Source organism: Gelidibacter salicanalis (genome assembly GCF_016469035.1).
Taxonomy (GTDB): domain Bacteria; phylum Bacteroidota; class Bacteroidia; order Flavobacteriales; family Flavobacteriaceae; genus Gelidibacter; species Gelidibacter salicanalis_A.
In genome coordinates, this window is the sequence record NZ_JAEHJZ010000019.1 from 77,410 (window position 1) to 92,814 (window position 15,405).

General features: G+C 37.5%; 16 protein-coding genes. 12 read left to right on the forward strand and 4 right to left on the reverse strand.

Features of this window, described 5'->3' with window-relative positions; genetic code table 11:
• Window position 1 precedes the first annotated feature (1 nt).
• From JEM65_RS09110 to JEM65_RS09135, 6 genes are all read left to right on the forward strand, one after another.
• Complete coding sequence (locus JEM65_RS09110; RefSeq protein WP_199598721.1) at window positions 2-517, forward strand: rhodanese-like domain-containing protein; 516 nt, start codon at window positions 2-4, stop codon at window positions 515-517.
• A gap of 78 nt (window positions 518-595) precedes the next feature.
• Window positions 596-1,270, forward strand: a complete 675-nt coding sequence (locus JEM65_RS09115; RefSeq protein WP_199598724.1) for a TIGR04282 family arsenosugar biosynthesis glycosyltransferase — start codon at window positions 596-598, stop codon at window positions 1,268-1,270.
• Window positions 1,267-2,079, forward strand: a complete 813-nt coding sequence (locus tag JEM65_RS09120; protein ID WP_199598726.1) for a purine-nucleoside phosphorylase — start codon at window positions 1,267-1,269, stop codon at window positions 2,077-2,079. Before JEM65_RS09115 ends, JEM65_RS09120 begins: the two co-directional genes overlap by 4 nt.
• A gap of 42 nt (window positions 2,080-2,121) precedes the next feature.
• Window positions 2,122-3,009: a sterol desaturase family protein gene (locus JEM65_RS09125; protein WP_199598729.1), complete on the forward strand. Its 888-nt coding sequence runs from the start codon at window positions 2,122-2,124 to the stop codon at window positions 3,007-3,009.
• A 39-nt stretch (window positions 3,010-3,048) separates the two neighbouring features.
• Window positions 3,049-3,852, forward strand: coding sequence for a DUF547 domain-containing protein (locus tag JEM65_RS09130; protein WP_199598732.1), 804 nt, complete (start codon window positions 3,049-3,051; stop codon window positions 3,850-3,852).
• A 76-nt stretch (window positions 3,853-3,928) separates the two neighbouring features.
• Window positions 3,929-4,690 carry a TIGR04283 family arsenosugar biosynthesis glycosyltransferase gene (locus JEM65_RS09135; RefSeq protein ID WP_199598734.1) on the forward strand — a complete coding sequence of 254 codons (762 nt, stop codon included), beginning with the start codon at window positions 3,929-3,931 and terminating at the stop codon, window positions 4,688-4,690.
• Window positions 4,691-4,695: 5 nt separating this feature from the next.
• Here the strand turns inward: JEM65_RS09135 and JEM65_RS09140 are convergent, their stop codons facing one another.
• Window positions 4,696-5,451 (reverse strand): metallophosphoesterase, encoded by a 756-nt coding sequence (locus tag JEM65_RS09140; protein WP_199598735.1) that lies wholly within the window; start codon window positions 5,449-5,451, stop codon window positions 4,696-4,698.
• Window positions 5,448-6,470 (reverse strand): glycoside hydrolase family 113, encoded by a 1,023-nt coding sequence (locus JEM65_RS09145; RefSeq protein ID WP_199598737.1) that lies wholly within the window; start codon window positions 6,468-6,470, stop codon window positions 5,448-5,450. Before JEM65_RS09145 ends, JEM65_RS09140 begins: the two co-directional genes overlap by 4 nt.
• 91 nt (window positions 6,471-6,561) lie before the next feature.
• Here JEM65_RS09145 and JEM65_RS09150 point away from each other — a divergent pair, with 91 nt between their 5' ends.
• The 6 genes from JEM65_RS09150 (at window position 6,562) to JEM65_RS09175 (ending at window position 14,036) form a co-directional block, all read left to right on the forward strand.
• Entirely contained in the window at window positions 6,562-7,860 is a 1,299-nt protein-coding gene (locus JEM65_RS09150) for an NAD(P)/FAD-dependent oxidoreductase (RefSeq protein ID WP_199598739.1), read from the forward strand.
• Between the two features lie 60 nt (window positions 7,861-7,920).
• Window positions 7,921-8,481, forward strand: coding sequence for a transposase (locus JEM65_RS09155; protein WP_199598741.1), 561 nt, complete (start codon window positions 7,921-7,923; stop codon window positions 8,479-8,481).
• Between the two features lie 56 nt (window positions 8,482-8,537).
• The gene (locus tag JEM65_RS09160) at window positions 8,538-10,136 is read left to right on the forward strand and encodes a 4Fe-4S binding protein (protein WP_199598743.1); all 1,599 of its coding nucleotides are present in this window, start codon (window positions 8,538-8,540) and stop codon (window positions 10,134-10,136) included.
• A gap of 135 nt (window positions 10,137-10,271) precedes the next feature.
• The gene (locus tag JEM65_RS09165; protein WP_199598745.1) at window positions 10,272-10,964 is read left to right on the forward strand and encodes a glycosyltransferase family 2 protein; all 693 of its coding nucleotides are present in this window, start codon (window positions 10,272-10,274) and stop codon (window positions 10,962-10,964) included.
• The gene (locus JEM65_RS09170) at window positions 10,961-12,451 is read left to right on the forward strand and encodes a cellulose synthase family protein (RefSeq protein WP_199598748.1); all 1,491 of its coding nucleotides are present in this window, start codon (window positions 10,961-10,963) and stop codon (window positions 12,449-12,451) included. The genes JEM65_RS09165 and JEM65_RS09170 overlap by 4 nt, the downstream gene beginning before the upstream one ends.
• 175 nt (window positions 12,452-12,626) lie before the next feature.
• On the forward strand, window positions 12,627-14,036 hold the full coding sequence (locus JEM65_RS09175) for a mannosyltransferase (protein WP_199598751.1): 1,410 nt from the start codon (window positions 12,627-12,629) through the stop codon (window positions 14,034-14,036).
• A 17-nt stretch (window positions 14,037-14,053) separates the two neighbouring features.
• On the opposite strand, the gene JEM65_RS09180 is transcribed toward JEM65_RS09175, so the two are convergent.
• Window positions 14,054-14,416, reverse strand: a complete 363-nt coding sequence (locus JEM65_RS09180) for a hypothetical protein (protein WP_199598754.1) — start codon at window positions 14,414-14,416, stop codon at window positions 14,054-14,056.
• Between the two features lie 139 nt (window positions 14,417-14,555).
• Window positions 14,556-14,969 (reverse strand): VOC family protein, encoded by a 414-nt coding sequence (locus tag JEM65_RS09185; RefSeq protein ID WP_199598757.1) that lies wholly within the window; start codon window positions 14,967-14,969, stop codon window positions 14,556-14,558.
• Between the last annotated feature and the right edge of the window lie 436 nt (window positions 14,970-15,405).

The window sequence follows — 15,405 nt, forward strand, 5'->3', positions numbered from 1 at the left end:
GATGCGCATTTTTATAACCCTCTTCATCAGCATTCTAAGCAGTTTTACGATTCAAGCTCAAAACAATCTGTGTGAATTATTAAAACATTATAATAGCCAAGATGTGCCTTATATCTCTGTACAAGAATTGGCCATGCCCAAAACAAAGGCCATTATCCTTGATGCGCGCGAATTTGAAGAATACCACATCAGTCATATCAAAAATGCAATTTTAGTGGGTTATAACAATTTTGATATTAAGAAAGCAAGTCTACAGTTAAAAAACAAACACCAACTTATCGTTGTGTATTGCTCTGTGGGCATCCGCTCTGAAAAAATTGCCAAGCAGCTTCAAAAAGTAGGCTATACAAATGTATTTAACCTCTATGGCGGTATTTTTGAATGGAAAAATGCCGATTTTCCTATAGTCGATTCTGACGGTAACCACACTGACAATGTGCATGTCTATTCCAGAGCCTGGAGCAAATGGCTTCTAAAAGGCACCAAAGTATACGGATCAATTTTAGAGAAAATTTAACCTTGCAAAAATCCGCAAGTCTGCCCTAAAGCCTAACTTTGAATTTTTAAAAGAAATAGTTAATTATAAACGTTCTGTATGGGCATACTTTCTTCAAAAGACACTGCTTACGCTAATGAAATGGCAACCGATTTTCATTTTCCAAGCTCCAAACAAGCACTCATTATTTTTACCCGAAATCCTGAATTGGGCAAATGCAAAACCCGATTGGCTGCCACCATTGGGGATGCAAATGCCTTAGAAGTCTATAAATTATTACTGAATCATACGGCTACTATTTCTAAGGAGATTAAAGCAGATCGATATGTATTTTATTCGGAAAACATTCAAAAAGAGGATCTGTGGAATGCTTCTCTATTCAGAAAAAAATTACAACACGGAAATGATTTGGGAGCGCGTATGCATAATGCGTTTTCTGAGCTGTTAAATATGGGCTATGAAAAAGTGATCATCATTGGCAGCGACCTTTTAGATTTAAATGCCGACCATGTCAATGAGGCCTTTGACCAACTTGATGGACATGACGTGGTTATTGGGCCAGCATTGGATGGTGGTTATTACTTATTGGGAATGAAATCACTACATCCTAATGTATTCAGAAACAAAGCATGGGGCACTGATACCGTTTTAAAAGACACCCTACAGGACCTACAATCATCAAAATTTCATCTCTTGAAAGAATTAAATGATATCGATACCTTTGAAGACATGCAACAGTATCCACAACTCAAAAAATTTCACAATACATTATGATAAAAAATATAATAAAAACCACCGATTATTTAAAAAGCAAAGGCTTTGACAAACCAGAAATAGGCATCATCCTGGGCACGGGATTAGGGCAATTGATCAAGGAAGTGGACATCCTCCACGAAGTCAGCTACAATCACATCCCCAATTTCCCTACAGCCACCGTCGAATTCCATAAAGGAAAATTAATTTACGGTGTGTTGGAAGGCAAAAAAGTGATTGTCATGCAAGGGCGTTTTCATATTTATGAAGGCTATTCGCTGCAAGATGTGACCTATCCTGTTCGCATTATGGAAAAGTTAGGTATCCACACCCTATTGGTTTCAAATGCATCCGGAGCCATCAACCTCGATTATAAAAAAGGAGAGTTAATGCTGATTGATGATCATATCAATCTTCAGGGTAGCTCGCCACTCGCATTTAAAGACGTTGGACAGTTGGGTGAACGTTTTACAGATATGAGCGCGCCTTATGATGGTGAAATCAATTCTAAATTTGAGGCCATTGCGGCCGCCAACAACATCACCCTACGCAAGGGTGTGTATGCTTCCGTAGTTGGCCCGCAATTGGAAACTAGAGCAGAATACCGCATGCTAAAAATAATCGGTGCTGATGCGGTAGGTATGAGTACCGTTCCAGAAATTATTGTGGCCAATCATTTAAAATTAAAAGTGGCCGCAGTGTCAGTTTTGACGGATGAATGCGACCCAAGCAATCTGAAACCTGTAAATATCTCTGAGATTATCGCTATGGCGGAACAAGCAGAACCAAATATGATTATTCTGTTTAAGGAATTGATTAAAAGCTTATAATTTTTAAACCTCCGAAAAAGAAAATCGTGAGGTTGTGTTACTATGGAAAAATATCTTGACATCATCATAAAGTCCTACACAGGATATTGGAATTATTTGAAATACGAGCTCATTGATATTTACCATTGGGATAACTATTTTTACGGACTGATCATCATTTCATTACTGGTTTGGGGCTTAGAAATCGTTTTCCCGTGGCGTAAAGATCAATCTATCTTTAGAAAAGATTTTTGGTTGGACACGTTTTATATGTTTTTCAATTTCTTTCTATTGAATTTGATCGTGCTGATTGCACTTTCCAATACAACCGCTGAATTTTTTAATGATATCCTCGGGTTTTTCGGGTGGCATGTAGACAGTTTACAAGTTTTTGACGTTGATGAATTACCCCGGTGGTTAGGATTGCTCATCTTTTTTGTACTCACTGATTTTGTACAATGGAACACCCACCGCCTACTCCATCGCGTGCCGTTCCTTTGGAATTTTCACAAAGTCCACCACTCTATTAAAGAAATGGGTTTTGCGGGTCATTTACGTTATCATTGGATGGAACCTATTCTCTACAAGTCTTTACAATACATTCCTATTGCCATTATTGGCGGTTTTAATGTCCAAGATGTGGCGATTGTTTACTTTTTCGCCATCACTATCGGACATTTAAATCATGCCAATGTGGGGTGGAACTATGGCCCTTTAAAATACATTTTGAACAATCCGAAGATGCATATATGGCACCATGCCAAAGAATTGCCTAATCATTTAAAATATGGTATGAATTACGGATTGACCTTAAGTACTTGGGATTATCTTTTTAAGACCGATTACATTCCGCATGATGGAAGAGACATAGAACTTGGCTTTGAAGATGATGACAAATTTCCTAAGACGTTTCTAAAACAAACCATCTATCCGATAAAAACTGATAAGTGATTTTTTGCGTAAGGATTGTACACCATCTAAATTATTAACATGAAATCATATATCAAATTCACCCTTCTGACTCTTATGGCCTTACAGATGAGCGGTTGTAACTTAACTGCAGCATTAGGTAATGGTAGTCATGGGCAACCAGTTATAGAAGTTGGTGATAAGCTGATCTCTACAACCGCAAATTCCATGATAAATATAGATCATACGGAATGGGATACTCTGTTAAAAAAATATGTAAACGAGGAAGGCTTTGTAGATTATAAAGGATTCCTAAAGGATCACGATAAACTAAAAGCGTATTTAACAAAGCTTTCAAAAACACCACCTATTAAAGATTGGAGCGTTCAGGAATTACTGGCCTACTACATTAATTTATACAATGCGGCTACGGTTGATTTGATTTTGGATAATTACCCTATTAAAAGCATCAAGGATATCAGTCGTCCGTGGGCAAAAGGATTCGTAAACATTGGAGATAAGGTTGTTTCATTAAACGCCATCGAACATGGCATATTGCGAAAAATGAACGAACCGAGAATTCATTTCGCCATCAATTGCGCGTCGTTTTCGTGTCCTAAATTAATGCGTGATGCTTTTACAGCAGCCAAAATAAATGAGCAGTTGGGCAAAGCAACGGTCGAATTTATCAACGGCAATCAAAATGATATTTCAGAAAATAATCCTAAATTGTCAAAGATATTTGACTTTTATACCTCCGATTTTAAGGTTGATGGCAAAGCCGATTTGACAGGTTATATTAATCAATACAGCAGCATTAAAATCAATCCGAAGGCCAAGTACAGCTTTAAAGATTATGATTGGAGCTTGAATGAACAGCACTAATTTCAATTAACGACCCTCATAGCAGTCCTGTTTGAATTGTTATATATCATGATAACTTAATGATGGTTTTCAACTTATGAACTATAAGATTTCCATCATTATTCCTATTCTAAATGAAGCAGAAACTATAGCGCAATTGCTTCAGCATTTAATAGATGATCCATCCGAAGCATCTGTTTCTGAAATTATCCTAGTAGATGGCGGAAGCACCGATGGTTCTCAAGACATCATTCAGAGATTTATTTCAAATGTCACTCCAAGTAACACCAATCCTCTTCAAAACACAACTCCTAGTGCAACTTCATTTATTGACATCCGTTTGATCCCTTCAGAAAAAGGCCGCGCCAAACAAATGAATACTGGGGCAAAACATGCGACGGGAAACGTACTTTACTTTTTACATGCCGATTCCTTTCTTCCAAAACACTTTGACCGCTACATTATTGATGAAGTTAAAAGGGGAAACCATGCAGGTTGTTTCAGGATGCAATTTGATAGCAAACATTGGTGGTTGTTGTTGGCAAGTTGGCTCACCCAATTTAGATGGCGCGCTTGTAGAGGTGGAGACCAAAGCCAATTTATCACACGATTACTTTTTGAGGACATTGGTGGCTATGATGAGCGCTATAGCATCTACGAAGACAATATGCTAATTAATGAATTATTTGCAAGAAACCAATTTGTGGTGATCAATAAAAAACTCCAAACCTCTGCAAGACGTTACCGCAAACATGGGGTTGGAAAATTACAGTTCTACTTCTGGATGCTTTATATCAAAAAATGGTGGGGCGCTGACGCCGATGAGTTATTGGCTTATTATAAAATAAACATTTCTTAAGAAGACTATTTTCCTAAGATATCGTTCAAGGATTGTTGGTTCCTTCCTGTTTCATCAGGATACAGTTCCATTAACACTTTACTTTGAAAAACTTCTTTTGAATGAATGTCCATAGCTGACAATTTCCCGTAAAATGCGGCACCCGTATCTACATTCCATACATTAACGCCATTCATGGGCATATCTGAATTAAAATTAAGGGTTGGCGTATGCCCAATGTAAATCTCATTGTAATGGGTAAGCCGCTTTGGATAGAATGGCGAATTTTCGTCAATATTTTTATCCATGGTGATGGCCATTTCCCAAAGCGTTCGATCGTAATAAAACGTACTTTTTGAATTTTCTTCGGTTACACCATGCAGCGAGGTAAACCCCGCATGAATAAAGAGTCGGTTCTGGCCGTCCAAATGAAAATATTTCATTTGCTCAAAAAATTCGAGATGTCTTCTCTTGTCGTCCTTTGAAAAACTGGAATAACTTTTAATAGTTCCCTCTCCTCCGTGCTCTAACCACACCTTTTGGGCTTTCTTATTGCGCAGCCAGGTTTCGCACCAAGCATCGTGATTCCCTTTTATAAAAATGCACTCATTGGTTTTTGACAATTCAATCAAATATTGAACGGTTTGTGCAGATTCACTCCACCCATCAACATAATCGCCCATAAAAATCAAACGGTCTTCAGCACTAATCTTAGCGCTGGTTAAAAGTTCCTCTAGCCCTTTTAGTCCGCCGTGAATATCTCCTACTGCCAATGTTCTCATTCTTGATACTGTTTATAGGTTGTACTAATAATCGCTTCCACAGGTTTATTTTGCGGTGTAAATTGCGTGTCTTTGTCGCCACCTACATTGTTGTGGTCATGAAACCATTTCCAGACAAATCCTCCCGCAAACCAGTCTTCACTCCAATTTTCTTCAAATAAGGATTGCATTGCGTTAGATTGTGCCTCCATATTAACTGCGGTCATCTCTCTATCAGATTTCCAAGGTGCTTCTGCAGTGTAGTCCACACTTCTGTAACCATATTCCGTAAACAAAATCGGTTTGTGAAATTCTTCAGAAAAGGCTTTCAACTGCTTTTTGTAAGGTGCCCACGCCGCTTTACACTCCGCTAAGGTTGGTGTTTTCTTATCGCTTAAAGGAAAATAGGCATCGATGCCTATATAATCTAAATCTGCCCAAAACGGGGTTCTATCATATTCATCCCAATTGGCGGCATAGGTTAGTTTCCCCTTATACACCTTTCGAATATCCACAATCAGTTCTTCCCAATAGGCAGGCCTTGCGTCAATAAAATTTTCCAGTTCTGTACCGATGCAAAAAATGTCGACATGGGTATCTTCGGCAACTCGTGCATAGGTTAAAATAAAATCAGTATAGGAATTTTCCAAAAGTTTCCAATCCTCCTCATGCGCCATTTTGATAAATCCGGTAAATTCGCCTTTTCTTACCCAAATTTGGGGCTTCATCATTATTTTTATGTGATTCTTTTGCAGGGTTTCTATATATTGTTTGACCCCTTTTTCAGTCTCACCAAACCATTGCCGCTCACTATTAAAGTTAATTTCGGGGTGTGCTAGCTCTCTAATAAACCCAAATGGCATCACCGCCGCATAATTGGCGTTGAGTTCAATTAGGGGTGCAACATGCTCATCATCTACCGCCAATCTTGACGCGACAAAACTAACCCCATTAATTTTCTGAGGTTTCTCCACCGTAGCGCTGCAGGAAGAGAGGAGACATAGGGTAATGAGGTATAAAAAATGTAAAACTGATCTCATTCGTATTATTTATCCCTAAATTTAAACAAACTGAAATTAAAAAATTAAGTTTTAAAAAAAACTACGACAAATCAATCCAAAAGGTCATAAAATGGAACATATCGTTATTATTGGTAATGGCATTTCAGGAGTTACAGCTGCCCGTCACATCCGAAAACTTTCCGATAAAAAAATCACCATAGTTTCTGCCGAAACCGAATATTTTTTTTCGCGTACGGCACTCATGTACATTTATATGGGCCATATGAAGTATGAACACACAAAACCTTATGAAGATTCATTTTGGCAAAAAAACCGAATTGATTTGAAATTTGGATTTGTGAGGTCAATCGATACCACGAGCAAAACACTGCATTTGGAGAGCAATGAAGCTTTACAATACGACAAATTAATTATTTCCACGGGAAGCACATCCAATAAATTTGGTTGGAAAGGTCAGGATTTAAAAGGCGTCCTAGGTTTGTATAGCAAGCAAGATTTGGATCAGTTAGAAGCTATTGCGCCCAATAAAGATGTTTGCCAACGCGCTGTGGTGGTCGGCGGCGGACTAATAGGTATCGAATTGGCAGAGATGTTGCACACCCGGAATATTCCAGTAACGTTTTTAGTGCGAGAAGACAGTTTCTGGGATGTAGTTTTACCAAATGGTGAAGCGCAAATGATTGACCGACATATTAAAAGCCACGGGATTGATTTACGCTTAAAATCAAATTTAGGCGAAATTACTTCTGATGAACACGGACATGCCAATGGCGTCATAATTGCAGAAACCGGCGAAACCATTTCCTGTAATTTGGTAGGATTGACCGCGGGTGTATCTCCTAATATTGACATGGTAAAATCCTCATCTATCGAAACTGACCGCGGGGTTTTGGTGAATCGGTATTTAGAAACCAATATTGAAGATGTTTATGCCATTGGCGATTGTGCGCAACAACACGAACCTATTGGCAATCGTAAACCTGTAGAAGCAGTTTGGTATACAGGCAGAATGATGGGTGAAACGGTAGCGCAAACCATTTGCGGGAATCGTATAAAATACAATCCTGGTCATTGGTTCAATTCCGCCAAGTTTTTTAATATTGAATACCAGACTTATGGTTGGGTTTTTCCCCAACCTCAAGAAGGAAATGCACATTTTCATTGGAAACATGAGGATGACCAAAAATGCATCACTATTGAATATCACGAAGCATCCAACATCTTTTTAGGCATTAATACTTTTGGAATCCGAATGCGACATGAGGTTTTTGATAGATGGCTTACTGAAAAACGGACGACAGACTACGTTATCGAACATTTAAAAGAAGCCAATTTTGAGCCTGAATTCTATAAAACTTTTGAAGATGCTATTATCAATGCTTATAAAAATCAATTTAAAATGGCGTAACGATAGAGACCTCACAGGTTTTCAAAACCTGTGAGGTCTTCCAACATCTAAAAAATACGTATGAATTACGAACCACTCATAGAAGGCAATTACTATCATATTTATAATTGTGGAAACAATAAAGAGAATATTTTTATTGAGGACAGGAATTATGAGTATTTTTTGATATTACTAAAAAAACACGTTCTGCCTTGTTCTGATGTTTTGGCCTTCTGTCTATTGAAAAACCATTTTCATTTGCTGGTTTATTTAAAGGAAAATTTTGAGGCAAAAACAATCTCGCAATGTTACTCAAATTTCTTTAACGCGTATGCAAAAGCGATCAACAAGTCATATGATAGAACTGGGAGTTTATTTAAAGACAGATTTTCAAGAATTAAAATAACTGATGAAACATATTTAAAATCTTTGATTGTATATAGCCACACAAATCCAACACATCACCAATTTACTGATGATTTCAGAGGATATAAATATTCTTCTTATAAATCAACTCTATCAAAGCAACCGACATTATTGAATAGAGATTTTGTGCTTAATTTGTTTGAAAACAGAGAGAATTTTGAATTTATCCACAACGATAAAGGACTAAGAATTAAAGAAAAATTTCTTTTAGAATAACGACACAAGACCTCACAGGTTTCAAAAACCTGTGAGGTCTAAAAAAAAACCGAACTATGAGTAACAAAATAAACCCGAGCATGTCTCTTGCCAAACCTGATGCGCAGGCACTTAATAAAACCCAAAAAATAGCAGTTGCTATAGGAATTATCGGGCTTTTCATATTGGTATTGGCATTGTTTAACGTTGATTTTCCCAATAAAGTTTTGTTCCTATCCTTATCCTTGGGGATGATTACCGTTGGTACCATCCTATTTTCTAATAACGCCTATCTAAACAAACAAGCAGGCATTAAAAATGATGGGGTGTGGTTTAAGTCGATTGCAGCAAGAGGACTGTGGGGTTGGATCTTAGGAATTGTACTCACCCTATTTTATATCGTACTCTATTTTAAAGCGGAATGGCTCGGGCTAGCCGTTAACGGTGGAGCGAACGGCGGATTGGTTGCCTTATTTGATCCCTTAAGTCGTTTGCTGAACGGCGGCCCAGCGAGTCAATGGTTTGTATATGGGACATTGTACACTGTGGCCATCTTAGTGTTTGGCTATAAATTTATGCTCAAATACCGTCATAACCGTTACGAACAGTTACGCACCATTTCAGTGATGTTCTTTCAATTGGCCTTTGCATTTTTGATTCCGGAGTTTATGGCGCGGTTGAACTCAGAAACCTTTAGCCTTCCGTATTATGACTTAAAGAACATCTGGCCACTCAACTTTTACAATTTTGACAAGTACCGTGTAGACTCCATGATTGAAGCCGGAGATATCGGCTTGGCATTTTTAATTTTCGGAATCGTTTCCATCTTTGTCATTTCTCCAATATTGACTTATAAATATGGCAAACGTTGGTATTGTTCATGGGTTTGTGGATGCGGCGGACTTGCAGAAACGGCGGGTGATTCTTTCAGACATCTGAGCGACAAAACACAATTCGCCTGGAAAGTTGAACGTTGGGTGGTGCACAGTGTTGTGGTGTTTGTCACCTTGATGACTACCGCAGTTATTTATTCGTACTTAGGTAATGATTCAAGTAAGTATTGGTTGACAAAAGATGTGTTTCTTCTTGGCGTTGCCGGATTACTCACCGTAGTCTTCGCCTTGGTCATGATTTTTAAACGCAAAGAATTGGCAAAGGACGCACAATATGGTGCCATTGGATATTTTGTGATTATCATGGTACTCATCGGGATGCATTATTTTAGTGGTACTAAAAATGTCTTTTTGGTAGATACTTATTTCCTTAAATCATCTTACGGATTTTTAATCGGTGCGATATTTTCAGGGGTGATTGGCGTAGGTTTTTACCCAATTTTTGGTAACCGTGTGTGGTGCCGATTTGGTTGCCCAATGGCCGCCGTTCTAGGGTTTCAGCAGCGTTTATTTTCAAGATTCAGAATTACCACCAACGGTGGCCAGTGTATTTCTTGTGGTAACTGTTCCACCTATTGCGAAATGGGTATTGACGTGCGTGCTTATGCCCAAAAAGGCGAAAACATTGTGCGTAGTAGCTGTGTAGGTTGTGGTATTTGTGCTGCGGTTTGCCCAAGAGGGGTATTGAAGCTGGAAAATGATTCCATGAACGGACGTATCAATAGCAACGATATATTATTAGGCAACGATGTAGACTTAATGGATTTAGTAAATCAGAAATAACCTCCAATGTAAGGCACGGTTTTTAGTTCATTTCTAGCCCTTACTTTCTTGTAGGTTATCGAAAAAACGCACCGTCACTCTGGATTATCTATTTCAGAAAACAAATGTTACTTTTGCACCACCTTAACAAATCTAATGTCCATTATTAAAGTTATCATTCCCGCTTACAACGAAGCTGATTCTATTGGGCTTGTCATAAAAGACATTCCAGAACTTGTTGATGAAGTGATTGTTGTCAATAACCTATCGACCGATAACACTGCTGAAGTGGCGCAACATGCTGGTGCTACGGTGTTGTCTGAATCTCAAATGGGTTATGGTTACGCCTGCCTAAAAGGGATGGACTATATTGCTAATCTATCTCAAAAACCCGATATCATCGTCTTTATGGATGGTGACTATAGTGATTACCCAGAGGAATTGACTAAAATCATTCAACCCATTTTAGAAGAAAACATTGATTTTGTCGTTGGTTCCAGGGTCAGACGACTGCAAGAAAAAGGGTCCATGACCCCGCAACAACATTTCGGAAATTGGTTGGCTACGTTTTTAATGCGCACTCTGTTTGGCGCAAACTTCACCGATCTTGGTCCGTTTAGAGCCATAAAATATCAGAAACTCCTGGATTTGCAGATGGAGGATAAGACTTATGGGTGGACCATTGAAATGCAATTAAAGGCTTTAAAACAAAAATTATCCTACACTGAAGTTCCTGTAAAATATAAAAAAAGAATTGGCGTCTCAAAAGTATCAGGAACCATAAAAGGTTCTATCTTTGCGGGCGTAAAAATCCTAGGTTGGATTTTTAAATATAGTTTTAAAAAATGATTTTAGAATCCTTAATAATAGTTGTTTACACTGTTGCCCTTTTACTTATCTTATTATATGCCCTAGCACAACTCAATCTATTATTTAATTATTTATCTGCCAAAAAGAAACAAGACACCTCTGAAGTTTTTGATTTTTCCAAGCCTGAGGAAGTTCCCTTTGTTACCATTCAGCTTCCTGTTTACAATGAAATGTATGTCATGGACCGCCTTTTGGAAAACATCGCCTTGATGGATTATCCAAAAGACAAACTTGAAATTCAAGTTCTTGACGATTCTACAGACGAGACCGTAGAGACTACTTTTCAGCATGTCGAAAAATTAAAAGCAACCGGTTTAGATATTCAACATATCCGAAGAACTGACCGTAGTGGCTTTAAAGCGGGTGCCCTAAAAGAAGGTTTAAAGATTGCCAAAGGGGAATATATTGCCATTTTTGATGCTGATTTTTTACCAAAACCAAACTGGTTAAAACAAACCATCCCTTATTTTAAGGACGAACAAATTGGCGTCGTTCAAACACGTTGGGGTCATATCAACAGAAATTATTCTACGCTTACAAAAATTCAAGCGTTTGCTTTAGATGCGCATTTTACCTTAGAACAAGTAGGCAGAAACAGTAAAGGACACTTTATCAATTTTAACGGAACCGCCGGAGTTTGGCGTAAATCCTGTATTCTTGATGCCGGAAACTGGGAAGGTGACACGCTTACTGAAGATTTAGATTTAAGCTATAGGGCTCAGCTTAAAAACTGGAAGTTTAAGTATTTAGAAGATGTTGAAACGCCAGCAGAATTACCTGTAGTAATTAGTGCAGCCCGTTCACAACAATTCCGTTGGAACAAAGGTGGTGCGGAAAATTTCAGAAAAATGATGTGGCGCGTTTTAAAATCGAAGAACATTTCTCCGAAAACGAAAATTCACGGATTATTGCACCTTTTGAACAGCACCATGTTTTTAAATGTGTTTTTGGTAGCAGTTTTGAGCATCCCAATGTTGTATATTAAAAACGAATATGCCCATTTGAGGTTTTACTTCTACTTTATGAGCTTTTTCGTACTGAGCACCATCATCTTTTTTGTGTGCTATTGGATCATGTATAAAGAGATTTATGGCAGCGGATTTAAAAACTTTTTTAGTTATGTTGCGCTGTTTTTTACCTTTTTCTCCATTGCCATGGGTTTTTCGCTCCACAACTCTATTGCTGTAATTGAAGGCCATATCGGGAAACGCAGTGAATTTATTAGAACACCTAAATTTAATATCAGCACGCTAAAGGATACCTGGAAAGGCAATAAGTACTTGCGCAAAAAGGTATCGATGAATGTGATCTTTGAAGGGGCACTCATGCTCTATTTCGCCTTTGGTTTATACAGCGCTTTTGTTGTAGGCGATCAAGGTGGCGATTTTGGATTGTTTCCGTTTCACTTGATGCTTTTTGCTGGATTTGGATATGTGTTTTTTCAATCGTTGACTTCTAAAGTATAAACAGTACAAAATTAATCTTACAGACCTGACAGATGTTCGAACCTTAAACTTTGCATCTTTCAGGTCTTTTTGATTTATAACTATTGATGGATTCTGGTATTTTTTGATGCATAAATCTACTTATCTTGCAATTCATCTGAACCAGAAACCTTCTGAGAAGCACGAAATTTATAGAATGCTAAATCCTAATCATTTAAAATTATATAAGTTGCCACTACTTTTAGCACTCTTAAGCATAGTGCTTTATGCCCTATTTGCCTATGATTTGGTGAGAACTGATTACACTAAGCTTATTGTACTGTACACGGGCTTGTTTATTCTGTTTTATAAACTCGTGCAAAGCAACAACGCTAACTTTAAGTTTTTAGTGGGTGTCGCCATCCTTTTCAGATTAGTGTTTCTATTTGCTACGCCAAACCTTTCTCAAGATTTTTATCGATTTATATGGGATGGACGCATGATTTTAGAAGGCTTCAATCCTTATCTTTTTACACCAGAATCTTTTATAAGTGTTGGCAAGTTTCCAGTTGCACAGGCTCAAGAACTTTACAAGGGTATGGGCATGCTCAATGCCAGTCATTTTACAAACTATCCGCCTATCAAACAAGTCATTTTTATGATTGCCGGGCTATTTTCAGGCAAAGACATCTTAGGCGCTGCCCTTGTCTTAAGACTCTTTATCATTCTTGCAGACATTGGAACCCTTTATATAGGAATCAAGCTCTTAAAGCGTCTTCAAATGCCTGTACACCACATATTTTGGTATATATTAAATCCTTTTATCATTATTGAACTTACCGGCAATCTCCATTTTGAAGGGATCATGATCTTCTTTTTGGTGTTGAGTTTGTATTTGTTGCATATCGGCAGGTGGAAAACAGCAGCTATAGTATTTGCTCTTTCTGTGTCGGTCAAACTACTTCCTCTCTTATTTTTACCCTTGTTTTTTAAATTATTCGTCAATAACAAGGGACTAGATTCTACACAAGATTCTACTATTCCTGATTTGGAAACTCCAAAATATAACTTTCAGAAGTTTTTAGGGTTTTACAGTATTGTGGGTATCACTACCCTCCTCTTGTTTTTACCATTTTATTCTTCGGAATTTGTCAATAATTACGCAGAAACCGTGGGCTTATGGTTTAGTACTTTCGAATTTAATGCGAGTTTGTATTATATAGCGAGAGAAATTGGCTATCTGGCAACCGGTTATAATCAAATAGCCATTATCGGAAAATTCATCCCCATTCTCACTATAATAATGGTATTGCTTTTTACCTTCTTAAGAAAAAACAATACGCTACAACACCTTATAACCTCTATGCTTTTAGCGGCCAGTATGTATTTCTTTATGTCTACCACTATTCATCCGTGGTATTTGGCAACGCTTTTAATGTTATCTGTATTCACCAACTATAAATTTCCGTTAGTTTGGTCGTTTGTAATTATGTTGAGCTATTTAGCGTATGCAAATTCAGAAAACACAGAAAACCTATGGATTATTGGGTTAGAATATAGTGTGGTCTATACGGTGTTTTTCTGGGAATTGTTCAAAAAAAAAGACTGCCAAATAGCAGTCTTTTAAATTGAATGGTAGTGTTGTTATATCGCCTTTAAACGCACTATTGTAAAGATTTCGTCCTCTTCATCAAATCCATTTTCATCTTTGGTAACCACTTTTTTCACGGTATAGGTCACTTCAAATTTTTGATTTAGGAAAACTTCGCTATCCAAATCAAATTCTTTTGAAACAGCTTCACTAACCTTTTGAAACGTCATGGTGTATTCAGATCCATCCTCTTTATGTTGGGCTACAAAATTGTACCCATACCCTTCATTGCCATCATATACAGCAATTACACTTAGCTCTTGCTGGTTTGCATTGACACGATCAGTCTGTAGTGGCTTTACAGACATTAAAAAAAGACAGTACACAGAAAGTGTCATTATAAATTTTGTTTTCATAGTAAGTTTTAATTTTAAAAAAAGCTTATTTTGATTCGGAAGTTGGCCACAACAAGTCCGTTGGCTTTTAGCAACTCCAATCTGTGTGAAGTATGCACGTGGACTATAAACAATACTGTTGACTATAAACTTGTACGCTTTAAGATTTAAAAACTTCAGAAGGTGTATTAAACCATTTAAATTCTACCGTATACTCATTGGGATCTTTCACAAAAAAAGACTGATGCTCGCCTATTTTGCTTTCTAAAAACTTCAAATTGGATGTTATAGGTATGTTTTCAGAGTTGAGACGATCCAGCATCGTTTGCCATTCTTTTTGTAATAAAATCACCCCAAAATGAAATGACGGTAAAATATCTCCATTAAAATTATAACTACTACAGTCAAATTTAAACGGCCCGCACTCCGTAAAGGTAATCTGATGGTCAAATAAATTTATATCCGCCCATTTCACGTCAGAGCGTCCAATTTCAGCACCAAGACTATCTTTATAAAACATCCTGGTTTTGTGAATACTAATACATGGTAAAGCTAAATGAAATCGTGTTGCCATAAGGTGATTTTTTCATTTACAATTTAACAGTGCTTTGTCATAAGATCTCATCAGCCAAAATTTTATTGATGGCTCGTTTGTTAAAGTTACACTATTTTTTGACGCGCAATTATCGATTATGAAACTTTATTTAGGGCAATGAACAACCTCGACCCAAGGGTACGAGGCATCAAGTAGAAGTTCCTTTTTTATTTCGACGCAGAGCGTCGGGGAATAAAACCCAAGGATCCCGCTAAAAAGCGGGATTAGTTCAACTAACAATTTTTAATTCATTGCTTCGCAACTTTTAAAAATTGAGTTTCACTAATTTAAACCTAAACCCATCTACAAATTGCCACTATATTTTCTGCTATCTTTGCAAAAAATTATTAACAATGTCATTTAAGGACTTACAGCTCAACAAACCTATTTTAAAAGCAGTGGCCGAATCTGGTTA